Source organism: Paenibacillus silvae (genome assembly GCF_014639235.1).
GTDB lineage: Bacteria > Bacillota > Bacilli > Paenibacillales > Paenibacillaceae > Paenibacillus > Paenibacillus silvae.
The window spans coordinates 215401-239335 of record NZ_BMFU01000003.1 but is presented as its reverse complement, the minus strand read 5'-3'; the positions used below and the strand labels follow the sequence as shown (position 1 = coordinate 239335).

At 42.1% G+C, this 23935-nt stretch carries 23 protein-coding genes and 1 pseudogene; 19 read left to right on the top strand and 5 right to left on the bottom strand.

Annotated features, from left to right (window positions below; all coding sequences use genetic code 11):
• Positions 1-232: 232 nt before the first annotated feature.
• From IEW26_RS11905 to IEW26_RS11870, 7 genes and pseudogenes are all read left to right on the top strand, one after another.
• The gene (locus IEW26_RS11905) at positions 233-535 is read left to right on the top strand and encodes a hypothetical protein (protein ID WP_188592574.1); all 303 of its coding nucleotides are present in this window, start codon (positions 233-235) and stop codon (positions 533-535) included.
• Between the two features lie 204 nt (positions 536-739).
• Positions 740-1381 carry a hypothetical protein gene (locus tag IEW26_RS11900; protein WP_188592573.1) on the top strand — a complete coding sequence of 214 codons (642 nt, stop codon included), beginning with the start codon at positions 740-742 and terminating at the stop codon, positions 1379-1381.
• Positions 1382-1540: 159 nt separating this feature from the next.
• A complete protein-coding gene (locus IEW26_RS11895) occupies positions 1541-2656 on the top strand; it encodes a DUF6602 domain-containing protein (protein ID WP_188592572.1) in 1116 nt (371 codons plus the stop codon).
• 142 nt (positions 2657-2798) lie between these two features.
• On the top strand, positions 2799-3494 hold the full coding sequence (locus tag IEW26_RS11890) for a GNAT family N-acetyltransferase (RefSeq protein ID WP_188592571.1): 696 nt from the start codon (positions 2799-2801) through the stop codon (positions 3492-3494).
• Positions 3495-4021: 527 nt separating this feature from the next.
• The gene (locus IEW26_RS11880; RefSeq protein WP_188592569.1) at positions 4022-5011 is read left to right on the top strand and encodes a site-specific integrase; all 990 of its coding nucleotides are present in this window, start codon (positions 4022-4024) and stop codon (positions 5009-5011) included.
• A 166-nt stretch (positions 5012-5177) separates the two neighbouring features.
• Positions 5178-5364, top strand: a pseudogene (locus IEW26_RS30850) (IS30 family transposase); the annotation flags it as partial.
• 50 nt (positions 5365-5414) lie between these two features.
• Positions 5415-7373, top strand: coding sequence for a nuclease-related domain-containing protein (locus tag IEW26_RS11870; protein ID WP_188592568.1), 1959 nt, complete (start codon positions 5415-5417; stop codon positions 7371-7373).
• 441 nt (positions 7374-7814) lie between these two features.
• Here IEW26_RS11870 and IEW26_RS11865 read toward each other — a convergent pair whose 3' ends face one another.
• The gene (locus IEW26_RS11865; RefSeq protein WP_188592567.1) at positions 7815-8066 is read right to left on the bottom strand and encodes a helix-turn-helix domain-containing protein; all 252 of its coding nucleotides are present in this window, start codon (positions 8064-8066) and stop codon (positions 7815-7817) included.
• A gap of 163 nt (positions 8067-8229) precedes the next feature.
• Here IEW26_RS11865 and IEW26_RS11860 point away from each other — a divergent pair, with 163 nt between their 5' ends.
• Both IEW26_RS11860 and IEW26_RS11855 read left to right on the top strand, forming a co-directional pair.
• Positions 8230-8418 carry an aspartyl-phosphate phosphatase Spo0E family protein gene (locus IEW26_RS11860; RefSeq protein ID WP_154887164.1) on the top strand — a complete coding sequence of 63 codons (189 nt, stop codon included), beginning with the start codon at positions 8230-8232 and terminating at the stop codon, positions 8416-8418.
• Between the two features lie 33 nt (positions 8419-8451).
• The gene (locus IEW26_RS11855) at positions 8452-8763 is read left to right on the top strand and encodes a hypothetical protein (RefSeq protein WP_188592566.1); all 312 of its coding nucleotides are present in this window, start codon (positions 8452-8454) and stop codon (positions 8761-8763) included.
• Between the two features lie 143 nt (positions 8764-8906).
• Here the strand turns inward: IEW26_RS11855 and IEW26_RS11850 are convergent, their stop codons facing one another.
• Entirely contained in the window at positions 8907-10589 is a 1683-nt protein-coding gene (locus IEW26_RS11850; protein ID WP_188592565.1) for a type 2 periplasmic-binding domain-containing protein, read from the bottom strand.
• A 123-nt stretch (positions 10590-10712) separates the two neighbouring features.
• Positions 10713-12320: a response regulator transcription factor gene (locus IEW26_RS11845; RefSeq protein ID WP_188592564.1), complete on the bottom strand. Its 1608-nt coding sequence runs from the start codon at positions 12318-12320 to the stop codon at positions 10713-10715.
• A 366-nt stretch (positions 12321-12686) separates the two neighbouring features.
• On the opposite strand from IEW26_RS11845, the gene IEW26_RS11840 reads away from it, so the two are divergent.
• A complete protein-coding gene (locus IEW26_RS11840) occupies positions 12687-13631 on the top strand; it encodes an alpha/beta hydrolase (RefSeq protein ID WP_188592563.1) in 945 nt (314 codons plus the stop codon).
• A gap of 188 nt (positions 13632-13819) precedes the next feature.
• Here the strand turns inward: IEW26_RS11840 and IEW26_RS11835 are convergent, their stop codons facing one another.
• Entirely contained in the window at positions 13820-15631 is a 1812-nt protein-coding gene (locus tag IEW26_RS11835; protein WP_188592562.1) for a sensor histidine kinase, read from the bottom strand.
• A 404-nt stretch (positions 15632-16035) separates the two neighbouring features.
• Here IEW26_RS11835 and IEW26_RS11830 point away from each other — a divergent pair, with 404 nt between their 5' ends.
• The 8 genes from IEW26_RS11830 (at position 16036) to IEW26_RS11795 (ending at position 22492) form a co-directional block, all read left to right on the top strand.
• Positions 16036-16986 (top strand): ABC transporter permease, encoded by a 951-nt coding sequence (locus tag IEW26_RS11830; RefSeq protein ID WP_188592874.1) that lies wholly within the window; start codon positions 16036-16038, stop codon positions 16984-16986.
• A gap of 19 nt (positions 16987-17005) precedes the next feature.
• Positions 17006-17878, top strand: coding sequence for a carbohydrate ABC transporter permease (locus IEW26_RS11825; RefSeq protein WP_188592561.1), 873 nt, complete (start codon positions 17006-17008; stop codon positions 17876-17878).
• A gap of 728 nt (positions 17879-18606) precedes the next feature.
• Entirely contained in the window at positions 18607-19254 is a 648-nt protein-coding gene (locus IEW26_RS11820; protein WP_188592560.1) for a hypothetical protein, read from the top strand.
• 81 nt (positions 19255-19335) lie between these two features.
• Positions 19336-19803 (top strand): GNAT family N-acetyltransferase, encoded by a 468-nt coding sequence (locus IEW26_RS11815; protein WP_188592559.1) that lies wholly within the window; start codon positions 19336-19338, stop codon positions 19801-19803.
• Between the two features lie 279 nt (positions 19804-20082).
• Positions 20083-20901, top strand: coding sequence for a GNAT family N-acetyltransferase (locus IEW26_RS11810; RefSeq protein ID WP_188592558.1), 819 nt, complete (start codon positions 20083-20085; stop codon positions 20899-20901).
• Between the two features lie 65 nt (positions 20902-20966).
• Positions 20967-21209, top strand: a complete 243-nt coding sequence (locus tag IEW26_RS11805; protein WP_188592557.1) for a hypothetical protein — start codon at positions 20967-20969, stop codon at positions 21207-21209.
• The gene (locus IEW26_RS11800; RefSeq protein WP_188592556.1) at positions 21210-21590 is read left to right on the top strand and encodes a retropepsin-like aspartic protease; all 381 of its coding nucleotides are present in this window, start codon (positions 21210-21212) and stop codon (positions 21588-21590) included.
• Between the two features lie 260 nt (positions 21591-21850).
• Entirely contained in the window at positions 21851-22492 is a 642-nt protein-coding gene (locus tag IEW26_RS11795) for a FusB/FusC family EF-G-binding protein (RefSeq protein WP_188592555.1), read from the top strand.
• 171 nt (positions 22493-22663) lie between these two features.
• Here IEW26_RS11795 and IEW26_RS11790 read toward each other — a convergent pair whose 3' ends face one another.
• Positions 22664-23260 carry an NAD(P)H oxidoreductase gene (locus tag IEW26_RS11790; protein ID WP_188592554.1) on the bottom strand — a complete coding sequence of 199 codons (597 nt, stop codon included), beginning with the start codon at positions 23258-23260 and terminating at the stop codon, positions 22664-22666.
• Positions 23261-23528: 268 nt separating this feature from the next.
• Here IEW26_RS11790 and IEW26_RS11785 point away from each other — a divergent pair, with 268 nt between their 5' ends.
• A complete protein-coding gene (locus tag IEW26_RS11785) occupies positions 23529-23927 on the top strand; it encodes a winged helix-turn-helix transcriptional regulator (RefSeq protein WP_188592553.1) in 399 nt (132 codons plus the stop codon).
• Positions 23928-23935: the final 8 nt, after the last annotated feature.

Here is a 23935-nt window from a genome sequence, read left to right as displayed (position 1 = left end):
ACAATAGTAATTAACGAAAGTAAATTTTCCCGAAGCCCGAGGATTTGAAAAGAAACTAAGCCCTTGATGACGCTCAAGTAAGCATTCGAGTAGCAAGATTTGCACCTGAACTCCATTCTATTGAACGTTATGCTTTATTGAGAGATGCCATCGTTAGACTACATAACGCGAACTTCGAGCATGAGATGTCAAAGGCGAGATATTCATAGATCAGAGATAAGGAGGTCAGAGAATGGAAACAAAAATGCTGTTTGGCGTAGGTTTGGTCTTTGATACACCTGAATACGGAACTATCGTGATGGGGGCGAACGAAGAGTTGGACGATCTTCTTCCTTCGACCATTCAAGAGATGATCGGTGATCAGATTTTGATTAAAACAGCGCATGGGGAAGAGCGGGGATATAACGTTGTTTCTTCTCAGATCAATTATTCGATTGCGGGTAAAAAGAATGTTGGGATATGTTTGGGGAGAGAGGTATCGCCAGATGAAGTAGTAGCTGGTTCAGTTGTTTATTATTATTCATCAGGACGATGATAAGTGTAGTATCTAACGGTCGTTTGAGTCCCTTGAGACGAAGAAGGCGCTTCCTTTTCAACCTGATTTTTCTTCGCAAAAGTCACTGCATAGGTTATCATATATGTAATTCAGATATCAGGTAGAATGTGTTGTTGTTAATGAAGTACATAGATTAGATGTTAGGCGAAACCTCATAGTAAATAATAATTAGGGGGATACATAATGGAGTATGGTATTATCCGCATGAAAGATGTATTTCCATGTGATAATGATGTTGCTAAGTGGATAGTTGGTTTAGCGGTAATACATAATGACTTTATCTTCTTAAAGAAGAAATTATTCCAAACTTCAGATGTGATTTCGAACTTGATATCAGAAGCGCCGTCTATTCTTAAAATTCTCATTTCTTCCCTCAGAGAAGCTATTTTCTATCTAGAGGAGTCTGAAAAATCAATACAAATAAAGACATATATTGATTCTTTACCGGAGCATTTAATCCAGATGTATATGAGTCTTAAATTGCTATTTAGAAACGGTGAAAAAGCAGATTTATTACAGAAATTTTCAAACACAAGAAACATAACGTATCATTACTCTAAACCTCAAAGGAACGAGCTGTCAGAAGCATTAGAAGCGTTAAGTAATGAAATTATATTCTACGAAGAGAAAGACGAGAGGTTTTTGTTTGCAGAGCACGTAAGAAATACAATTTTATTAAATTCTTTATTTTCTTCTAATGAAATCAAATTAGAACAAGAGTTGCCCATATCAGAAATAATAATAAGTATTAAAGAATCTATAGAAACCTTCATTGATTTTTCTAACAAGGTAAGTAAACACTACTTGAAAGATTTTGTTAAGTAATTCATTTAGGCATCGCCTAACATAATATTCAAGCAGTGGCTCCTTTCGGAGCCTTGGTCTGCGGAAGGGATTTCAAAGGGGAATTTCAGCAGACAACCCCTTCGGGGTTCATGAATACAGGAACGTTAGCTGAAATCAGAATAAAGAAGGAGATGTCATATGATTATAAACTCACTAAAAGCAGCTGCAAAAAAAATGATGATAGATTTTGAAGAAGTGACCTCCCAGATAGAACATAAAGGTGAGCGTGGAAGCAGTAGAGAAGAAATATTTTCTACATATTTTCGCAAGTATATCCCTCTTAAATACGAGTTTTCAAGGGGAGCGATAATAGATTTGAGTGGTAGGCAGAGCAAACAACAAGATCTTATTATTCATGATGCTTTTAGTAGTCCTATACTTATGAATATGGATAGTACAAAAATAATACCAATTGAAGGTGTATTTGCTACTATCGAAATTAAATCATCCTTAAACAAAACCCGACTCAATGAGTGCGTAGAAAATATTAAAAGTGTTAGAGGTCTACCTAAACATCCTATAACTCCATTTGTGTCGCCAACAGCAGGATTTGTGTTTGCTTATACATCTGATACAAGCTTAGAAACACTTTTGGATAACTTAGTCGATATGAATATAGAAATAGATCCGAATCATCAAATTTCAGTTGTTTGTGTACTTGATAAAGGGATGATTATTAATGTAGATAAACGTGGTTTCGACAAGATAGAATTAATGCCTTCAATTAATACAACAAGAGCTATTATACAAAATTCTATGGGAGACAATCTCATTATGTTTTATTTAATTTTAATGCAGTTTCTAAATTCTAGTGTAATAACACCTCCAGATTTATTCAAATATGTCGAAAAGGAGAATTTAGCAAAAGTTCAATATATTATACCGAAAAAGCATATGCCTTTGGACGGCACCTATAATATTGATGGGAAAGAAATAGGTATGCAAACGATTACATCCCTTATCGATGATATGGATAGGTTAAACCGGATTCAGACAAAAAAGGCGACATCTACAGAAATCATGGAGTATTTCAGTGATAATTTTGATTCAATACTATCTATGGGTGAATTTTCATCAGATAGTATATTTAAATTTTTTGGGAAGGAATATTTTATAGGACAACTTAAAACTGCTTTTCAACTGTACAAAAAAATAAAGAATGGTGAAAAGACCACCGAACAAGAAAAAGCACATTGCATTGAAATTGAAAAGGACTTATATAAGCAATATCAAGAAGAATCTGACATTAGCTAACATAATATTCAAGCTGCGGCTCCTCTCGGAGCCTTGGTCTGCGGGAAGGATTTCGGAGAGGAATCACAGCAAACAACCCTGATGGGTTCATTAATACAGGAACGTTACACGAAATACTTGAAAATAAGGAGATTAATACGATATGTTTATTGAATTTGAATCTTTTGAAAACGGAGTAATGCAAATTGAAGTTTTACCTCAAGTTACATTGGAGACATATGGGAGGCTGTTTGAATTCCCGGAGATAAAGCTTGATGAATATACTCCAATATATCACTCTATTAAACTTGTATATCCACTTGATCTTATTGAATTGGAATATTCTTTAACCGAAGAGGTTGAGAATCAAATTAAAGCTAAATACTATGTAGAAGATAATCAAATAATAATTGCAAGTTTAGACATTACTGAATTTCCAGATGATTGGAAAAAGGAGATGGAAACATCATGTTTTAATTGGTTAGATGTTCTAGATGGGGATCATGCGATAATTGGTGCAAGGGCAGATCAAATAGTTGATGAAGATGTTTACGATGAACATTTTGATTTTGGAAGTTTATACTATATACAGCGATTAGATGTTCACCCTAATTTTAGAGGAGAAGAGATCGGAAGAAAGTTGATTAACCATACATTCAAGTATTTGTTAAGAAATGCTCAAGGTATTGTTTTTTTGATTGCTAAACCAATGCAGTCAAAGCTTTCAGAATCTCAGTTAGACTTTAACAGTTCAAGTAGACTATCAAGATATTACAATCGGTGTGGTTTTAAGAGAGTAACAAAAGAAAGAAGTAAATCTATTTTAATGGAAGTACAAGTACATAAAATGAAAATTTGAATACAGTGGCATATTTTATGTTCGAAACTTCAAGACATCAAACATATCTTGAAGCAAAAATGGATGTTAATAAAATTATGAAATATGGAAAACAAGTTATACCCAATTTGGGAATAATTCAAGGAATACTGAGTAATTACTTTGTACATATCAGTGATCTACATTCTGATTTCAATGGAGTAGATTCATATGACGAATATTCTGAATCTTTGAGAATCAACATTAGTTTAATAAAGTCATGTATTTGGTCACTTTATATTGTGAGTGAACTAACTTTTTTTGGTTATTTTGATGGCCATACCTACTGGGCAAAAGTATCAGATAACCAGTATAGATTTGAAGAGAGCGAGCAAGTAAGATAATGGAAAACTAAGTTTTTTAAAGAACAATATAATTTTCCCTAAAATAATATTCACACTTCGAGCATAGAATCTTGATCTGCTGGATCTAGAATTTATCCAACTTCGAAGGACGTTTAGGTGAACTATACGAAAGTAAAAATATCACAGTGAAGAAGGTAAACCATAGTGCAAAGCAATTTATTTGAATACTGGAAAGAAGAATATTTAAGTAATGACGAGACCTACAGAAACCACGTAACAAAATTTGTTCGCTATATTACTTTAATCGGAAAAGGGAATTCTCCAATTACGATTACTAAAGAGGATGTTATTAAATGTATAGAACATTATAATCAGCAGGGAAAGATCAAAACGATTAGTACGATGGAAAGTCATTTAGAATCAATTAAAGCATTTTATAAATATTTGGTCGGGAGAGAGTATGCAGATGATATCTTTAATAATATTGCGTCATTCCAAGATTTTAAAGACAATATAGCAAATAAGTATAACCTAACAAATCCTAAGAACAGGGCTTATTGGGATGAGTCCGAGCTGGTAGATATTTTAGAAGCGATCGATGGATATTTTGAAAGGGTAAATCTAGCTGAAATTGCTAAAGTTAATGAAAAAAAGAAGTATTACAAATTTTTAGTACTTAGACTTTTTATCAAGTTGACTTTAATTGCACCTACAAAGAGATCGATAATTTGCGCATTGAAAAAAACGGATTTTAGTGCTGATTTTAGATTTATGACAGTAAATGAAGTGAAAGTGAGGATTCCATCCGGATTAACTAGGGATATTACGAATTCTATAAAAATCGCTGAATTCACAAAACAAAGAAGTTTTGAAGAGAATGAATCAATTTTGGACTTTGTGTATAATGATGATCGAGTTGGGAATCTAAATGAATACTTTTGTACATTTTTAAAGTCTATCAACTTGTTTGAAATTCCAGATCATATAGTGAGTTATCCAGTAGAAGTAATTATGGACTCTGCCTTGTATGAAATGGTGAAGAATGGAGTTAATCCTGCATTAATTGCTAAAATTAATGGAACGAAGATTTCGGCACTCGAAAAGAAATTTTATAGTAATGGTATTCCAACTCATGATTCAGATGAACTTATAAATCACGAGATAGCAAAAAACAGATACTACAATTACATTTAGCAGACTCAAGGAAGACTGATATATCATCAAGCAGCGGCTTCTTCGGAGCCTTGGTCTGCTAGAAGGAACTCGGAGAAGCATTTCAGCAGACAACTCCTTCGCGGTTGGTGAATACAGAAATGTTATAAGAAATCTCCGCATTAGTGGGCGTTTATTTTGATGATAAAAACGATGTTCCAATGAGAATGCAAACGGGCTACTACGAGAATTATTCCTATAAGGTACTAATCTTACTGAGGTGGAGGATGAAGACCTCGCTCACTTGATCTCATCAACAATATACCACGCAAATGCTTGCGTTGGAGAACCGCTCACGAATCCTTTTTTCAGAGGAACTGTCGCACTTGGCTTGACATTCCGTCATATAAAAAAACTATATAATTTTATTCGGAGGTGGGTTAGTTTGGATGAACTATTTAGAAAGTACTCCTTTCTATTAGACGAAACTAATGGAATTAATGATGATTTTCAGAATATTAAAAATAACAGTAATTTATATGAAGATGCTGAAGAAGATGTAGAACTGATTGAGAATTATTTAATTACTATGCTAAAAAAATTCTCCCAAGTAGATATGTTAGCTAAAATTGAGATGTTACGAATTGCAGGTTTGAAAGGTATGATTGAAGAGAAAATAAAAATTTATCAGTTTCATGTTGACTACATAACTTCATTTGCATTGAAAGTAGGAGGTATGGATTCCGGGGCTACAGAGTTAATAAATGAAGATGGGATTTTAAAAATAGTTAAGTTGACCACATTATTGATAATGTTTAAATCCCATGACTTACACAAGAAAAATATAAAAAGTAAACATTTCAATAACCAGTATCAATTTATTCGCCTGAGAGAATTTTCAGAAAATAAAATTAATGTTCTTCGTGAATTGATTTGCTATTTCGATGATAAAAATAAAAAAACAAGTGCATCTACTGAAGTTTTACAATTTATAATTAGACTGGCAGAAAAAATAAGCGATAATATTGAATCAATCTCAAGTAAGTACTTTGATGCAAATTACTCTTATCATCTTTTTAGCTTTAGTTTCAAACGTCTAAAAGATCTTTATATCAAATCGATTTCTGACGAGCAGTTTTCTGAGATTTTAGAATTATTTACATTTAAGTGGGGCGATTTCAATGATGTTGAAATCAGTGAAATTATTTTATATGACCGTATGGAAGAAAAATTTTTGATAAAGTTATCTGATAACTCATACTTTATTCCCAATATTTACAATGCATTAGACAAAATTACTGACATTATTGAGAGAGTTATATTTTCTATCGAAGGAGATAAATTAAAGTTTGAGGAGAGTAAAGGAACATTTCTTGAAGAAAAGATAAATGAAATCTTTTTAAAATCGTTTCCCAATAGTAGAGTGCTGAGAAACAGTCAATGGAATAAAGATACTCTTGATGGTGAAAATGATTTGACGGTACTATATGAAAATTTCGCTTTTGTCGTAGAGGCAAAAAGTAATGGGATAAGGAAAAATATAAAAAAAGGAATTCTAAAGGAAATTAATAGTGCTTATCAGGACATCGTTTTAAAAACCAACGACCAGGCCAAAAACTTCTCATCTATTCTAAAAGAGAATATAGGGAAAAAAATAGAATTCAAAGTTATTGGTGGCGGTATTAATATACTGGATCTTACAGAAATAACAGAAGTAATTCCAATTGGAGTTATATTTGCCGATATTCCAGTGCATTTAATGAAAGATTTAAATCCACAGAATAACATTTCAGTACCAATCCTTTCGCTATTTGAACTAATTAAGATTATGCAATGTTTGACTTTGACTAGTGAAAAGATCGACTATCTGAGGAAAAGATATTTAATTGATTCTGCAAATACTAGCTATCATGGTGATGAATATGATTTGCTTTATACTTATCTAATGTGTGGATTTAATACGGATCAAAGGCTCTATAAATCAGCTGAGAAAGATGAAAAAGTTTTTATTCATTATATAGAAGGTGATGTAAGTAGAGATTATCTAAAAAGAGTGAATTGGTTTGGAAATCTTCTAATTGAGCTAGAACAAAAAAAACCTCAAAATTGGCTGAGCATTTCTTTGGAAATTTGTAACATACCGTATGTCGCGCAAAAACAAATCGAAAGAGAACTTAGTATAAGGGGGAAAATAGAGCTATTAGATAATATGAAATTTAGAAAACGAGTAGTAGTTGTAAAATATGCTGAGTCAATGAATGACAGAGAAAGGATAAGAATTGAATTAGACGTATATGAAATAAAACGTACTGCAGTGCATTCAGGACTAGAAATTGAAAGTATTTTTTATTTGGTGATAAATACAAAGTTTGAATACAAATTTTCCGGAATTTTCAAATTTTAATTATAGGGCGGATTGCCAACCTAACATCTTTGGGTCTGTTATTGATTCAATAGAGTAAGTAGGTTCTTAATCATCATTTCATGTGAGATCGGTACCTTTAGGAAAACTCTAGAAGTAACCCTTAACTAGAACCTCGTTGTCAGAAAGAATACAAGTCATGAGTTAAATAAACGTCTAGTTCGTGTGTAGCATAGCAAGAAACTCTTGCTCACGGTGTCATGGTGGTGAGAAATGTCCTTTGGGTACTATGAATGACTACACTAAGGACATTCTCAATCGACAAAGCCACCTGATCCTATTTCGACTACATAGAACTGATCCGATCGCGACTAGCTTTCAGTGCAAGAATGCTTCACTAAAACGAGCCTCTTTCGAACAATTGAAAAATGGCTTCACAATGACGAAAGCCACCAGAAAAGAAATTAAGTAATTTTCTTTTCTTTAATCTTTATCTTCCCCAAGCAAATATCCCACAGAAATCTCCAAAGCCTTTGCAATTACCACTACTTCGTAATCTTGAACAAGACGATATTGACCCTCCAGACGTGAAAGGCTGGTTTGACTGATATCCAAACCCAGTGTTTGCAATCTTGCGAGAAATTCCCGTTGTTTAATCCCTTTACTTTTACGGATAGCTACGACTCGGGAGCCGATGATGTTTTTGTCTCCAGGTGGTTCTTGTCTATGTTTCATTATGTACACCTCTCATTTCAACCAAATTGTATGAGAAATAATGGTTGTTTTAATGCGGATATCGAATTAAAATAAAATAAACCGATAATCGCATTAAAATGATTGCTCATGTCTAGTCTTAACAAGATATTACGCAATTTAGACCCATCGGAGAGGTGCATGTATGAGCCGGTTGCTTGACTTATTGGAAGAGGAACGGCGCAAGCTTAATCAGCTTGGTGAGGCATCCTTGAAGCAAGCGATTCCGTTGTGGGACAATCCTGCGGTTCAGGAGCAGAGCCGGAGGGTGGATGAACTGGTGGCACGGGTTAGTGAAACGAAGGCGAAACATAGTCGAGTGGTACGGCAATGAGTGAAGTACATAATGCGTAGGGGAGGAGAAGCTATGGATTTTCCACTGTGGATGCAGCGAGCGATTCGGGCAAGGCTGGATGAGGTGACTGCCCGGATCGATCATGATCCTGAACTGAGTCGTGTACGTGGGGAAAACGACGAAGCGTTTGAAGCTTTGTTTGCAGGTAAGGACATCGAGCAGACACCTGAATATGCGGAATGGGAGAATCGTTACATCGTTAGCAAAGGCATAGAAAATGAACGGTTATACATGCATGGGCTGCGAGACGGCATTCAGCTAACTGTATCTTTGCTAGGACAGTCGATGTTGGTGGAGAGAGGTCATGAATCGGATCAAAGCTAGGAGATGGACGGACTTGATCCACTAACGCGAACCCATATGTCATGGGGGAGCGCCCCCGCTCTAAACTTAAACCCCCGAGCCGAAGCGTGAACAATTCGCTTCGGCTCGGGGGTTAATGCTTTACTTTTCCCAACAACTAATCCTTACTTCCCACTTACAGACTTGAACCAATCATTCACCTCTTGGGTGATCTGGTCGCCGCCATTGGATTTCCAGTTGGCTACGAATTGGTCGAATGCATCGATTGGCAGTTTGCCGTAGATGATTTTGTTGAAGGTTTCAAGCTCGGACTGACGGAGCAGGTTCCACTTGGATACCATGGTTGGTGTGGCTGCGCCCGTGAAATAGTTTTGTTTGCGGATGTCGATCTGGGACATCACGACTTTACCTGCATACCAGTTTTCCGGTTTACGGAATTCGGCGATTTGTTTCTCGTACGGTGTTTCAGCTTTCTCGCCGTTCGCGAGCTTCACGAGTGTTTTCATGTACAAATCCGGAATACGCGCTGGGCCGGTCAGGAACGGGAATTCGTTGGAGAAGTCTTTGATCTTCTCTTTGTCACTGGTCGGTTGACCGTCTACGACATCCCAGTCATACCCTTTCGCAAAGCCGTACTCGTACGGGCTGCCTGCTTTCGGGTTCGCCAGGTTTTCCAGCAAATAGTTGTAGTACAGGAAAATCGCTTCCGGGTGCTTCGCATCTTTGTTGATCATGATACTTGCGTTGACACCAGAGTTCTGCCATTTCGTACCGATCTTGCCGTCTGGGCCAGCCGGAACAGGGTAGGCTTTGTATTTCGCGCCCGGTACGTTCTTCAGCAGGTCTGGAGCAGGCCAGTCCGGTACCCAGTTTGCGCCAGGCAGAATGCCGGCTTTGCCAGCCGTCCAGCTTTCAGCAGATTTGCCTTCATCCCATAGTGCGGAGTCAGCGTGGATATACCCTTTTTCCATCCATTCAGCCAGCTTGGCAAGGGCTTGTTTCGCACCCGGGTTCACGGAGCCGTACTCCAGATTGCCGTTTGCGTCTTTGTTCCATTGCTCCTCAATTGTACCGTATGCACCGAACAACCAGTCGAGTTGACCCATCCAGGTGTTGGTGTTGTTTTTCAGCGAGATCGCCAGCGGGAATACTTTGTCTGGAGACAAACCGTCCGGGTTCTCGTTTTTGAATTTATCCATGATGTTCTCAAGGTCTGCGATGGTTTTCGGCGCTTCCAGGTTCAGCTTCTCCATCCAGTCTTCACGGAGCCAGAGCAGCGTATCGTCGTTATCTGTGTACTCCATGATTGGCATGTTGTACTTTTTGCCGTCCTTCGTGAACGGATACCACAGCTCAGGATGTGCTGCCGCGTGCTCTTTCAGAATCGGGCTTGCATACTTCTCGAACAGCTCATCAATGGCGATGAATTGACCGGAGTCGATCAGCTGATTCGTCAGTACCGCGTTGGTTGGCACGGTTACGAAATCAGGCAACTTCTCGCCGGATGCAATCGCCAGTTGTAGCTTCTGTCTGTATTGATCGTCAGTGGCCGGATACCACGTATCTTTGTGCTTCATGCCCAGCGTTTCGAGCATCCAACGGTCATGTACGTTGTTCTCTTTGGTATCGCCATGAGCGTATTTTTTCGGCATCAGCACGGAGCTGAATTCGATGGGTGGGTCATATTTTCCTTTGGCAAACGCCGCTTCGGCTTCCGCAGAGCCTACTGCCGCCGGTGTATCGCTGGAACCTTTGTCACTGGCTGACTCGCCACTGCTACCGCATGCAGTGATGGTGATGAGTGCGATAACCGTGAGCAAGGACCACCATACTTTGAATTTGATCATTGTTCAATCCCCCTACGATGTATGATCTTTACACTGTAACTGTACCAAGTGGAGCGGGAGGGCATCTATATGAGTTTGTTAGTTTCGATAGGACTCTCTTAGTGAAAGTGTAAAAACTTTGGTTTAATGCTGGTCGCGGTACTCTTGCGGTGTCACGCCAAATTGACGTTTGAACACTTTGATAAAATACGCCGGGTCCATGTAGCCGATCTCCAGGCTGATTTCGTAGACTTTCTTGGTGGTCGTGACCAGCTTGTGGCATGCTCGATCCATACGCAGGCGGGCGATATATTCACTGATGCCTTCGCCTGTCTCGATCTTATAAATCTTGGACAGATGCGTGGGATGCAGATTCACATGATCTGCAAGCACACGCAAAGATACATCCAGATGCAGGTTTTTATCGGTAAACTCTTGAATCTTTTTCACGTATTCCGACCGGGTATCTTTGACCTCGTTGGACGTGCCTTCCTTGAGTTTGGCGAGTACGCCGAGCGACCATTTGCGCAGTTTGCCGATGGTGGAGAAGACTTCGCCGCTTTGCAACTGTTCAATCTCACTGCCCATGAGTCCTGACAGGGTGAGTTTGTTCCGATGAGCGAGGTTCGTGAAAGCAGCGGTGATGAGAAAACCCGCCTCCATACAGTGTTCCCATGATTCCGACCATTTCTCGTCCAGTTCGGCGCAGACGGCACGTATTTTGTCTTCGGCGGCATCCCATTGGCCGCTTTCCAGCAGTTGAATGAAGGTAGGAGGAGTGTACAGCACGTCCAGCGGACCTTGTGCCACAGGTGCTTCGACATCGGTCACCCGCATGACGAATTCACGCTCATCCCCGACGATCTGGCGGAAATAGGCGGAAGCCTGACGGAAGCGATCGTAGATCTGTTCCGGGAAGGTGAACCACTCGGTCATGACAATGGAGAGGGAACCTTTCAGAAACTGTTTTACTTTGGATTGAAGCTGAATGGACAGCTTCTCCAGAATGGTTTCTTTTCCAATATCGCCACTTCGCTCCTTCAATTGCAGTAAAAACACGACATACCCGTGCTCTTCCTTCACACCCCACACGTGCATAAACTCACCCATAATCTCCTCCGCCATGTTGATGATGGCATATTCGATCAGGGTCTGATCGTGGCTGTCGTAGTGGCCGAACTCATTATCCATGCGGACCAGCATCAGCGCGGCATCCCCGGTGTGGAAGGGCAGGTCGTAGTTGGCAAGTTTGCGTTCCCATTCGCTGGTTGAGAAACGAAGTCCCTGTAATGCTTCTAAAAGTAGGCGTCCACGCAAATGCGGTAAATTCTCGCGCAGTGTAAACTGTGTCCGTGATAGGGAGCTGACAAGCGCCCATTCATTGTTCAACTGGTCGATAGCTTTCTGCACGGCGCCGATCAGTTCATCATCTGTTGGCGGTTTGAGCAGGTAATCCACGGCTTCATACTGGATGGCTTTCTTGGCATAATCGAATTCGGAGTATCCCGATAAGAGGATGCATTTTATTTTTTTGTCCCGGATGCGGATGCGTTCGATCAGTTCTATGCCTGTCATTTCCGGCATCTGAATGTCCGAGATCACGATATCGATAGGATGAGTTTCAATGAGCTGCAGGGCTTCACGAGCGGAGTATGCCCGGTGAACTTGTTCGATTCCGAGCGTATGCCAGGGTTTGGTCATGGACAGGTTGTCGACCCAGTGTGCTTCGTCGTCTACGATGATCATTTGCATGTTGCTTTGTCTCCTTGCTTGAGGGTTTACACGCTTCTAAGCTGACATGTGTTGCAAGCAGTATATCACACCACCATCTGCTTCTCTATGGAAAGAGTTCCGGGCGCATATGTGCTTGAAAAAAAGAATGAATAATCAATATTTAAGTATAGTCATTCGATATATATGGTGAAATTTCAATTGCTAAATTCCTCCTTAGGGAAGTAGGATGAATATGTATGAACGGTCACTCAGCATGTGGAAACCTTGAAGCCGATGAGGAAATACAGAAATACATAAAGACAAAGATGACGACGACGAAGAAGAAGAGAAAGAAGGCTAAGAAAAAGAGAATCAAGAGAAAACGTATCATTACGGGGGGATTTTGTGAGTACGACGAATCATTTTAATTTTGAATCGGACGAAGGAACTCGAATCCATGTGTATAACTGGCTACCTACGAGTGACATTCAGGTTAAAGGAGTGGTGCAGATTTGCCACGGCATGGCGGAGACGGCGGCCCGATACGAGCGTTTTGCGCTGGAGCTGAATCGAAATGGATATATCGTGTACATCCACGACCAGCGCGGGCATGGCAAGACGGCAGAGGTTCTGGAGAACGTAGGGTATTTGGCAGATCGCGACGGATTCGAGTGGATGGTGCATGATCTGTATAAACTGACTGGCATCATTAAGAAGAAGTATCCTGAACTCCCTTTATTTCTGATGGGGCATAGCATGGGTTCCTTCGTTACACAGCGTTATCTGATGCTCTATGGCGATGAACTGGAGGGGGTTATCTTGTCGGGTTCTACGTTGCATGTGCGCTTTATTCTTCATGTGGCTGCGCTGTTAACCCAAGAAGAGATCCGGCGCCGCGGCAGACGTGTACCAAGCCACCGGATGAACAAGCTGTCCTTCGGCAGCTACAATGATGCGTTCAAGCCCGTCCGCACCGAGTTTGACTGGCTTAGCCGGGATGCGGAAGAGGTCGATAAATATATACGTGATCCGTTCTGTGGAACGGTGTTTACGACCGGGTTTTTCGCAGACTTTTTCAGTGGACTCAAGCAGCTTGGAATCAAGAGCAATCTGAATCTGGTGCGCAAAGACCTGCCGATTCATATCTTCTCTGGAGACAAGGACCCGGTAGGCAGCTTCGGCAAAGGCATTATTCGGCTATACAACGCTTATAAACAGCAGGGCATCGACAACGTGACCTACAAGCTGTATCCGGGCGGACGGCATGAGATGCTGAACGAAACGAACCGAAATGAGGTTACTGCGGATATTGTGCGTTGGCTGGATGAGCGGATGAGCAAGAAAGTATAGACGTAGTCACAAATAGAAAAAAGAAAGCAAGAAGATAGCAAAGAGGGTACGAAGAAGATACGAAGCAAGAAGATACGAAAAAGATAGCAAAAACGCCTTTACCATCGCCATAATGAGCGGTTGGAAGGCGTTTTTTAGTACATGCAATCGTTATGCGAGGCCCTTAAGAGATGATCAGATTAATCTATCTATCCGCCTGAGTCATTCCCATGTTCCTTGTCGACATCCTCGCCCGGGATTTCCCAGACGATTTCGGTGCGGAAGCCGCCGAGTGGGGATGGGCCGAACAACAGGTAGGAATGGTTGCCAAAGGTGTGGATCATACGCTGGTACGTATTCCAGAGCCCGCAGCCGACCTCCTCTTGCAAAGGCTCCAGCATTTCCTGGTTCAACGCTTCGTACTGTTCTGGCGTAAGGCCGGGGCCGTCGTCATCAATATAGATTTTACCAAACCCGTTCGCACTTTCCCCGGTAATTCGAATCTCTCCTGAGGTATATGATTTCCCAATTCCATGAATCACCGAGTTCTCAACCATCGGTTGTAGCATTAAACGCGGCACTGATTGGGTAAGCATGTGCTCCGGAATATCGATGTGATATTCGATTCGGCCGTTGCGAAGCTTCTGGATATCCAGATAGTTGATCAGCAGCTGTATTTCTTCCTGCAACGAAGAGGTCTCCCGTTCCATCCGGGTGGTGTAGCGATAATATGCACTCAGGTTATGCGCCATGGACACGACGGCTTGCTCGTCCTTCATCTGCGCCATGTTGATGATATAACCGAGACAGTTGTATAGAAAATGCGGGTTAATCTGTGCCTGGAGCTGCTTCAGCGTAGCTTCTCTGGCCCGGATTTTTTCCTGAAACACATTTTCGATCAGATCCTGAATCTGGTGAGACATGTCGTTGAAACGGTGGAACAAGAATGAAAACTCATTCTGGTTGTTGCTGTGCAAACGCACGGAGTAATCACCTTGCTGCACGCGGCGCAGACCTTTGATCAGCTTCTTGATTGGGTACTGCACATTGCGATACAGAAGGATAGACGCGGATATGCCCACAACAAGCAGTAAAATCATGCAGACATAGAACAGATTCTGGCTCAGCGAGATCGGCTGCAAAATCTGATATAGCGGCACGACATCGACCAGATGCCAGTCCAGATACGTGGATTTGACGGTGCTGACAAGATAGTTTTTACCGCCCAGCTCCACGACATCTTGCGTTGTATCTTCAAGCGAGTGAGTGTCCAGATAACGGATCAGATCGCCGGATAGTTGCTTGTCTGCGGTGCGGTTCAGGATCGGGGCGTTGCCTTTGTGGTACAAGATCGGATCGCCCTGGCCGCCTGCTTTGTACGTGTCGAGCATATTCTGAATATTCTCGTAGCTGAAGCTGGCTTCAATGACCAGGTTACTGCCTGTGAGCATGCCCGGCTGTGCCAATGAATCCGTATAGAACCAATAAAAGGATTGCATGGCGTCTTTCGCGTTGGTGGAATGATCCCCGTAGGTCCATTGTCCGCTCATATTTTTTTTCAAATACGCCTCATCATAACCCGTATCGCGGGTGTAGTTCGCAATAACCTCCTTGTTCTGCTGGGAGTACACCGCGTAGCGGGTAGGCCAGAGATCGGTTACACCAGTTTGGAGTGTCATTTTCTCCTGAATGATGTACCTCGTCTGCATCTGGTCGTACTTATCCTGCCACAGGTTCAGACCGTTGAAGGCACGCACATTCGGATCACGCGAGAGAATAAGGCTGAAATCCATCATCTGATTGATGCGGGAATCGATCTGACTGGACAGGAACGTGAGCTGCTTGGTGTTGGACACTTGCAGTTCTTTGCTGACGACGTCGTACGTGACGTTGTTCGAATAGGTGTACATAATCAGAATCGGGATGAACAGGATGACGATTAACAGGTTGATTTTGGCGAAAAGGCTGAAGCGGGATCGTATTCCTTTTTGAAAAATGCTAAAGCGCTCCCATGTATACATAAAAAGTCTCCTCTACATTCACATCTAACTATATTGTTGGCCCTTTTTCTCACACGTTAACGGAGAGGGCAGAAAAAAACCGGAAAAGCAATGCGGTTGCTTACAAGCTTTCTGCAAGAAAGCTGCATCGGAAGCATACGCTTCTCACCGGATTTTCCCTATGAAGAAGGGAATCAAAAAAATCTGGGGATAACAGCTACCCTCAAGGTTATTCTGCCCTCGGAGTGGCTCTTGTAAATAACACGATTAGTTCACCAATATAGATCAAACTAACAAAACCCTATCGACCCTAACAATGTTATATAGTCAGATCTCGGAACGGCTTGATACTATTTATATCAGAGAAGCCCAAGACACACAAAAACTTTTTTTGGGAACAGGAGAAGGTTCATATGGAGGCTAAAATGGAGGGTCAACGGCTCCCGCAGGCGAATGCGGGCAACAAGCTGGAAAAAAACAAGAAAAAACGCTACAAACAGCCATGGGTGTTGCACTTCATGGTGCTGCCAGCGGCCATTATGGTCTTTATATTTTCATATATTCCGATGTCAGGTATTCTAATGGCCTTTCAGGATTACAAGCCCGCGCTGGGCTTCAGTGGTTCGGAGTGGGTGGGGCTGAAGCATTTCGAGTATATGTGGACCAATGATTATTTCCTGCAAATTACGTGGAACACGCTATTCTTTGCCTGCTCAAAGATCATCATGAACTTGATTATTCCATTTATCTTTGCGCTATTGCTGAATGAGGTACGGAAGATGGCGCTGAAACGTACGATCCAGACACTGGTGTATCTGCCGCACTTCTTGTCCTGGGTGACGTTGTCGGGTATTCTGATTGACATTCTGGCTCAGACGGGAATATTGAATCAGTTTCTGGTGTCGGTGTTTGGCATCAAACCGATTTTCTTCCTCGGGGACGGCAACTGGTTCCGGTTCACCGTCATTATCAGTGACGTGTGGAAAGAGTTTGGTTTTAACACGATCATCTTCCTTGCAGCACTGGCGGGCATCAACCCGGCTCTGTATGAAGCGGCTGAAGTGGATGGGGCGGGGCGCTGGAAACAGACGATGTATATCACTATTCCTGCACTCATTCCAATCGGAATCGTTATTGCTACGCTGGCGCTGGGCAACGTGCTGAACGCGAACTTTGACCAAATCTTCAACCTGTACAGCCCATTAATCTATCAACAAGCGGATATCATCGATACGTTTGTGTATCGCGAAGGTCTGCTCAGTGGACAGTTCAGCTTTGCAACGGCGGTCAATCTGTTCAAATCGGTCATCAGTCTGATCCTCATTGTGATCTCGTACCGACTGGCGTACCGTTTTGCCGGATACCGAATTTTCTAAGAAAGGATGATGATGAACCATGTATCATAAAACGTTGCCTTATCGCATTTTCAGCATCTTCAACAATGTGTTTCTGACCATCCTTTCGGTGCTCTGCTTGCTGCCGCTGTATCACTTGCTGATGGTATCCCTCAGTTCGTCCGCCCCTGCGAATGCAGGGCTCGTGACATTCTGGCCGATTGGATTTACGTTTGAAGCCTACGCCAAGACGTTTGATAACGCCAACTTCCTGTCCTCGCTGTGGGTATCGGTGGAGCGGACGGTGCTGGGTACGGGGCTTGCGCTGATCGTTAACACACTTGCGGCGTATGCACTATCCAAGGAAACGCGTGTGTTCCGCGCACGGAATATCTACCTGTGGTATTTTGTCATTACCATGCTGTTCAGTGGGGGCCTGATTCCGGGGTATATCCTCATTCTGAAACTCGGGCTGATGAACACGCTATGGGCACTGATCCTGCCTGGTCTGGTGGCGGTGTTCAACATCATTCTGCTGCTGAACTTCTTCCGTACAGTGCCGAAAGATTTGGAGGAGGCAGCATTTATCGATGGCGCAGGTCACTTCCAGTCGTTTGTCAAAATCTATCTGCCCGTGTCCGTGCCGGTTATTGCTACGGTGTCTCTGTTCATGATGGTGGGACACTGGAATGCATATTTTGACGGGATCATCTATATCCGTGATTCGGAAAAGCTGCCGCTGGCGACGTTTATGCAGACGATCATCGTACAGGGCGACATGACCAAGATGGACCCGCAAGCGATTGCGAACCTGTCCCAGCGGACCATCCGGGCATCGCAAATTTTCATCAGCGCACTGCCGATCTTGCTCGTGTATCCATTCCTGCAACGTTACTTTGTAAGCGGAATTGTGGTCGGGGCTGTGAAGGAGTAGGGAGGTGACATCGGAGTACGCGATGTAAATCTTTTTAGTTCAACCGGTATACCATTGTGAAAAGAAAGCTGCCAAACTGGGGAAGGCCAGGGAGGCAGCTTCTTTTTTTTGTAGTCTTTAACAGATCATCTCTGATTTCGTCTCTTCATCCATATCTTGAAGCAACTATACAAAGTTACGATGATGTTCAACAATAACAGACCTAAGTATCCATCCGTAAACTTTGTTCTCTCAATCCACTTGTTGACCAGTTCTCCAGAAAGAGCATGTTTTGCTAAGTAGTTATTCATATCGTTCGTATCTATTTCATCGATGTAAATGAGTGGGAACTCCATGCTATTGGAGGAGAAGGCTAGTGGTGGATAGAATTCGACCCATTTCTGACCCGTCCATCGATCATACTTATATTTAAGGTCTGCGCTGGATTCAGATTCAAGATGGTCCCATCTCATAAAACCGAATAGCAGTAGAATACACAGTGTAAAAATGCTAATGATTATCTTTTTATTTCTCAAATGATCACATCCTTTTTGGCGCGAAATTTATCTATTTCAATCGATTGGCACCAGCTTGGCGTTAAAGGGGCTGTACCCGTTTTTATTTTACCAGTGCTTCCAGTTCTATGTAAGTGGATTATTCGAAGTTTAACTATATCTCTCCGGTTACCTTTATTTGAATTAAATGGTACGATAGGAAAAATAAAAAATGAGAGGAGTGGGAAGCTCATTATGATGATGGATTCAAACTCATGGTCTGTGTGCATATCCAGTGATGTTGAATTGAACTTTTTGGTCTATGTCGCCAGAGCGTATGGCATTTGCAATACGTATTTCATTGAGCACAGTGCATGGCCTAACAGGAAGGTTGTTTTAGCAGATGAGTTACATCAGGAGTTCGAGACACAATGGCAAGATTTCTGGAAGAGCAGCATTCAACAAAAAGCGGAAGCAAAAATCAGACAAACAGCAGTATCTAAATTTCGATCACAGGCCCAAGTAAAGTTTGCAGACCTTAACCATAATCATATATCACCTTTTGTGCTTAACCAGCCTGAATTTGAAACCGTGGAGCATGATGGATGGAGAAACGCTTTGATCGAACAATGGCCATCCTTCATCCAGTGGTGGAACATGCCCGCGGGCGGACAAGCCGCGATGCATTATTGGGAAGGTATACCGGATGTTATACGGTATGTTCGGGAGTTTGAGATGGAAACGGGCAGAACTATTCACCCCTTTCATATGAATGTGGAATTAATCTATAACGGTCCTCATGAGCCGATTGAAGTCGCAGATGACTACTTGATTCTGCCGATCAGAACGGAATATCTAATGAAGAAGGACTGGTGGGCCGAACGATTTAGAGAGAAGTACTGAGTTGAAGTACTACGATGAACATATACAAGAGAATGTATGGGGGAGCATTTACAATTCACTCTACAAGCAGGGGGAAAAGAAATGGAATTCAGAAAAATCACTTGGGATAACTTTATAGAATGTATTGAACTCAAGGTTTCTCCGGATCAGCAGCAATTCATCTCTTCTAATCAGCATGCACTTGCAGAAGCGTACATAGCCTCGGATGAGGGGCAGATCATTATCACATTTGCAGTATACAAGGATGAACGAATGGTCGGATTTATTTCGATGTATTATGACGATGGGGATGGAAATTTCGAACACAGTAGCTATGGCATTTTCAAAATGATGATTGGCCATCGGTACCAAGGCCATGGATACGGCAGAGAGATGGTAGAAAAAGCGATTGCGTATGCACGTTCAGCCCCGCGTGGGAAAGCCAAAGTGGTAGAACTAACGTATAAACCGGAAAATGTGGCTGCTAAGAAAATCTATGACTCTCTTGGTTTTCAACTTACGGGTGATGAATTGGCTTGTGGTGAAGTTCATGCGATACTAACGTTGTAGCAAGATTAAGGTGAAGAGGCTCCATTACATACGAAGGATGTGAGTTAGATGTTCTCATGGATATATCAGAGTTATAAACTATGGTTCTGGTTCGTTGTATTTGTCGCTTTTATATCAGGTACTGTGTACAAATGGTTTTATGCACCTATGTGGCAGGTTTGGGTTAATGCCGGATGTGGTGTCATAAGTTTGTTGATATTCGTAATTCTTCTCATACGTAAGATCATAAGGAATAAGGTTAAATAGAAGATAGACATATAGCAGGAAAGAGGACTGGACATGAGAGCACTTGTACCGAACGAGTATTCAACTGTATTGCCTTTGCTGGAGACGATTCGAAATCAAGCCGTATATGCACTTGCAGTGATCGACGGTACACAGCAGGGAAGCGTATATGTAAATGAAGGAAAGCAAATCACCTCTGCATTTATTACGAGTAGTGGTGGTTTCTACGGTGTGGCTGGAGATGAAACGAATGATGCTTTTGTTCAGGATATCATTCAGTACATGAATGATGAGTCGAATCATCCTGATTTTTTTGCTTTGGGTATCTACACCGAGGCTTGGGAGAACCGGATGGATGCCTATCCTATTCAATATTCCCGGAAAATCTCACGTACATATTATCGTTTTAATCAAGAACGTTTTAAAGAATTCTATAATGAATTTGTTCAGTCTTATGGCAAGTCAGCTATAACTCTGCAAAAGCACTTTGAGTATTACCCGCTAGAACTCGATATCGCTACAAAATACAGGGAACATTTTTACCCTTATTATAAGCTTGTATGGCCAACCGCCGAGAAGTTCTGTGCCCATGGAATCGGGCATTTTATTATGAAAGATGAAGAATTGATTAGTGTCTGTACTTCACCATATGTGGGCGGAGGCTATGCTGAGATTGACATTATTACGGTTGAAGAGTTTCAGCAGCGAGGGTTAGCGAGCAAGCTGGGCATGCTTTTTATTCAGGACTGTCTAGAACAAAATCTTACTCCCAACTGGAGCTGTCATACGGATAATGGTGCATCGAACAAACTAGCTCAGAAATTAGGTTTTGAAAAGATAGGAGAACATTCGATGTATTGGTATCATGCATGATTGGCTTAACGCCAGTTAAGTACATGATATAATAAAAGCAATATAACCAATGAGGAGGGAAAGATATGAAATGGCATGAGGTCCAGCAGATTTTTCCGAATCAATTTGTGAAATTTGAGATTCTGCATTCAGAAGAGTCAGAGAGCCAAGAAGTAATCGATGAGGTAGCTGTTATTGGGCCTGTGAGTGATGCAGAAGCGACTCAAGAGTTACTCAATAGCAGGGATAAAACCTTGGTTTATCATACCTCAAAAGACCAAGTGGTTGTTAAAGTGAGAAATAATGTAGGTTTAAGGAGAAATATGTGAATGAAAGTAGAATACAGAGAAGGCCTATTATTCACAGAAGTGACTGTTCATTTTAATGGAAAAACAAAAACGGTCAGCAATGTGGTTATTGATACGGGAGCGAGTCATACTTTGATTTCACAGGACAAAGTGGATGATATCGGAATTAGGTTTGGTTTGGAAGACGAGATTGTAACGAGTTATGGTATAGGTGGAAAAGAGCATGCTTTTAGTAAAAGAATTGAAGGCATACAGGTAGAGGATTTTGTTTTAAGAGATGTGCCTATAGAATTCACTTCTTTTAAGTACCACAATATTAACGGTTTGTTAGGGTTAGATATACTTATTAAAGGTAAATTTAACTTGAATCTAGAAAGTTTCGAGCTACATCAGACAACATAAACTACATTGCTCCCTTCCCCCCATTCCTGCTATAATGCCCATATATCGACTGCATTGGGGGTTATGACGTGGCAATATGGATGATGCCGGATTGCTCGTTCGCTAGAAAGCCTTACGCAAAGCCTGAATAGGGGCGGACTTTGTGTAGGGCGCGACAAAATGAGATCGTTTGCCCTGAGTAAGCAACACCAACATCATGGTTCAATCCGCAGGCTTTGCACCTTATTTGCTTGACCACTATAAATAAGGGGCTGAAGGCCATGCAAACACCATTTATTCATAATCATCAATATAACTACATTTATAAACAAGCCGAATTTCTGCTGAAAACGCTGCGCTCGGTCGTAGACCCCAAAGTATTGGATACGGTCCGCTACACCGTCAGTACGAATGCCGTTGGTATCTTCGAGAATCTGACGCTGGAACAGAAGCAGCTGCTGGAGCAGCTATCCACGTATGCGACGCCGCATGACGTGCAGACCTACTTGAATCAGCTTGAAGACTACCTGATTCCATATCCACAGGTCACAGCCAAGCAAATCCAGAAGCTGTTTCCCAAAGCCAAAAAGCTCAAGCTGCCTGATCTGGAATCCATCGATTACGCACACACGACGTACCTAAGATGGCTTGACATTGCGACTAGCCGTTTGTTTATCGTCTACCGACTTGAAGGCAAGTTCCTTGGTATTGAGGGACGAATTACGCCTACGAACAAGAAGGGATATTGCATGTTCTGCCATCGCCATCAGGAGCTTGGATTTTTCAACGTGAAGACCAAGGCACAATCGGCGGACAATTTTGCTTCCGTTGGTCAGTATGTGTGTATGGATGATAAGGCGTGCAACGAGAGCATTACGGATACTAGCATGCTGGAGAAATTCTTGCTTGCAGCAATGAAATAAAAGCTGGAGAGTCTTGTACAGCGAATATAGAGAAACCAAGGTAGTGTTGTAAAATAGCACAAAACCCGGATCGTGAAGCAACACGAAACACACAAAAGGTCGCTCAATTGAGCGGCCTTTTTTGGTGTGTTTATTTTCAATCGTTTAACGTCGCGGATGCACTCTCGGCATTTAGGTTGTTAGTGGCTTGGCAGAATGGCTGGCATAGTTAACGCCTAACTCGTATGCCTGATTCAGCAGTTCCTCATAATGCTCCGGCGGGGCTTCTACGGTACTGTACAGAAACTCAACTCTCGAATTAGATACGCCGCAATAATCAGCGATACCGACATTAAGCAGATTGCGAATGGAATCACCGTAGTTCCGTTTGTTCATCTGTTCTTCGGTCACACCGGCAAGGGCAATCCATAGAATTTGCTCATGATGCAGTGTGTTCGTACCGTAGGCAAAGGTGTTGTTCATCACACGGTCAATATACCCTTTCAGCATCGCTGGCAGATGCCACCACCACAGGGGGAAGACAAAAGCAATGGCATCGTGTTTCCTGAGCCGTGTGATCTCCTTTTCAATCTGAGGGGAGAAGCGCTGAATTTCCTGCGTATAGTCAGGTTCATCTTCTGCGCGTAGAATCGGATCGAAACCTATCTCATGTAAATCCACGATTTCTGTTTGATGCCCCGCTTCTGCCAGTCCTTTAACGAAACGATCAGTGACCTGGAAGGTCAGAGAATCTTTACGGGAATGGGATACAACGACTAATACGTTCATTAACAATCACAGCCTTTCTGGAGCGTGGTTAGGTAGCCATGTCTCCTTGGATGATGCTATTATAAACAGGGTTGAGAACATCTGGAAGTACGCACTTTGATGTTCTATAGGGAGATGAAATTGCCCTAAGAACATGAATGTGCCTTGATTGGAAGACCGCAATATGGTCCTCGGCATGCAGATGAAAGGTGCAAAAAGGTTGTTTTATTGAAGAAGTGTCGGTGTAAATTATGTTGGTTGGGCAGATAGGGAATATGGAGGAATGCGCGTGACGGAACAAGACAAGACAAAAACGGGTGCAGATGCTCCCAAGAAATATAGGGTAGGTGTTGAAGCAGCTTTGGAAGTGATGGGTGGGAAGTGGAAGCCGCTCATTATCTATCATTTGTTCACAGGGCGCAAACGGACCTCGGAGCTACGGCGGCTGATCCCGGACATTACGCAGAAAATGCTGACGACCCAGCTTAGAGGGCTGGAAAAAGACGAGATTGTACAGCGCAAAGTTTACTCCGAAGTGCCTCCCAAGGTGGAGTATGAGCTTACGGAATACGGATGGGGACTCAAGCCTGCGCTGGATCTTCTGTGCTATTGGGGGGAAGAGCATCTGGACAAAGTGTATGGAGATCGGTCGAAGGTGCTGGAGGACTTTACATCTTCAGAAACGTGAATAACGGG

Excerpts from the sequence above, each read along its gene's own strand:
- IEW26_RS11905 (WP_188592574.1), top strand. The coding sequence starts at position 233 with ATGGAAACAAAAATGCTGTTTGGCGTAGGTTTGGTCTTTGATACACCT.
- IEW26_RS11800 (WP_188592556.1), top strand. The coding sequence starts at position 21,210 with ATGAAAGTAGAATACAGAGAAGGCCTATTATTCACAGAAGTGACTGTT.
- IEW26_RS11855 (WP_188592566.1), top strand. The coding sequence starts at position 8,452 with ATGGATTTTCCACTGTGGATGCAGCGAGCGATTCGGGCAAGGCTGGAT.
- IEW26_RS11830 (WP_188592874.1), top strand. The coding sequence starts at position 16,036 with ATGGAGGGTCAACGGCTCCCGCAGGCGAATGCGGGCAACAAGCTGGAA.
- IEW26_RS11900 (WP_188592573.1), top strand. The coding sequence starts at position 740 with ATGGAGTATGGTATTATCCGCATGAAAGATGTATTTCCATGTGATAAT.
- IEW26_RS11890 (WP_188592571.1), top strand. The coding sequence starts at position 2,799 with ATGTTTATTGAATTTGAATCTTTTGAAAACGGAGTAATGCAAATTGAA.
- IEW26_RS11795 (WP_188592555.1), top strand. The coding sequence starts at position 21,851 with ATGCAAACACCATTTATTCATAATCATCAATATAACTACATTTATAAA.
- IEW26_RS11805 (WP_188592557.1), top strand. The coding sequence starts at position 20,967 with ATGAAATGGCATGAGGTCCAGCAGATTTTTCCGAATCAATTTGTGAAA.
- IEW26_RS11820 (WP_188592560.1), top strand. The coding sequence starts at position 18,607 with ATGATGATGGATTCAAACTCATGGTCTGTGTGCATATCCAGTGATGTT.
- IEW26_RS11825 (WP_188592561.1), top strand. The coding sequence starts at position 17,006 with ATGTATCATAAAACGTTGCCTTATCGCATTTTCAGCATCTTCAACAAT.
- IEW26_RS11815 (WP_188592559.1), top strand. The coding sequence starts at position 19,336 with ATGGAATTCAGAAAAATCACTTGGGATAACTTTATAGAATGTATTGAA.
- IEW26_RS11865 (WP_188592567.1), bottom strand. The coding sequence starts at position 8,066 with ATGAAACATAGACAAGAACCACCTGGAGACAAAAACATCATCGGCTCC.
- IEW26_RS11845 (WP_188592564.1), bottom strand. The coding sequence starts at position 12,320 with ATGCAAATGATCATCGTAGACGACGAAGCACACTGGGTCGACAACCTG.
- IEW26_RS11895 (WP_188592572.1), top strand. The coding sequence starts at position 1,541 with ATGATTATAAACTCACTAAAAGCAGCTGCAAAAAAAATGATGATAGAT.
- IEW26_RS11860 (WP_154887164.1), top strand. The coding sequence starts at position 8,230 with ATGAGCCGGTTGCTTGACTTATTGGAAGAGGAACGGCGCAAGCTTAAT.
- IEW26_RS11835 (WP_188592562.1), bottom strand. The coding sequence starts at position 15,631 with ATGTATACATGGGAGCGCTTTAGCATTTTTCAAAAAGGAATACGATCC.
- IEW26_RS11810 (WP_188592558.1), top strand. The coding sequence starts at position 20,083 with ATGAGAGCACTTGTACCGAACGAGTATTCAACTGTATTGCCTTTGCTG.
- IEW26_RS11790 (WP_188592554.1), bottom strand. The coding sequence starts at position 23,260 with ATGAACGTATTAGTCGTTGTATCCCATTCCCGTAAAGATTCTCTGACC.
- IEW26_RS11850 (WP_188592565.1), bottom strand. The coding sequence starts at position 10,589 with ATGATCAAATTCAAAGTATGGTGGTCCTTGCTCACGGTTATCGCACTC.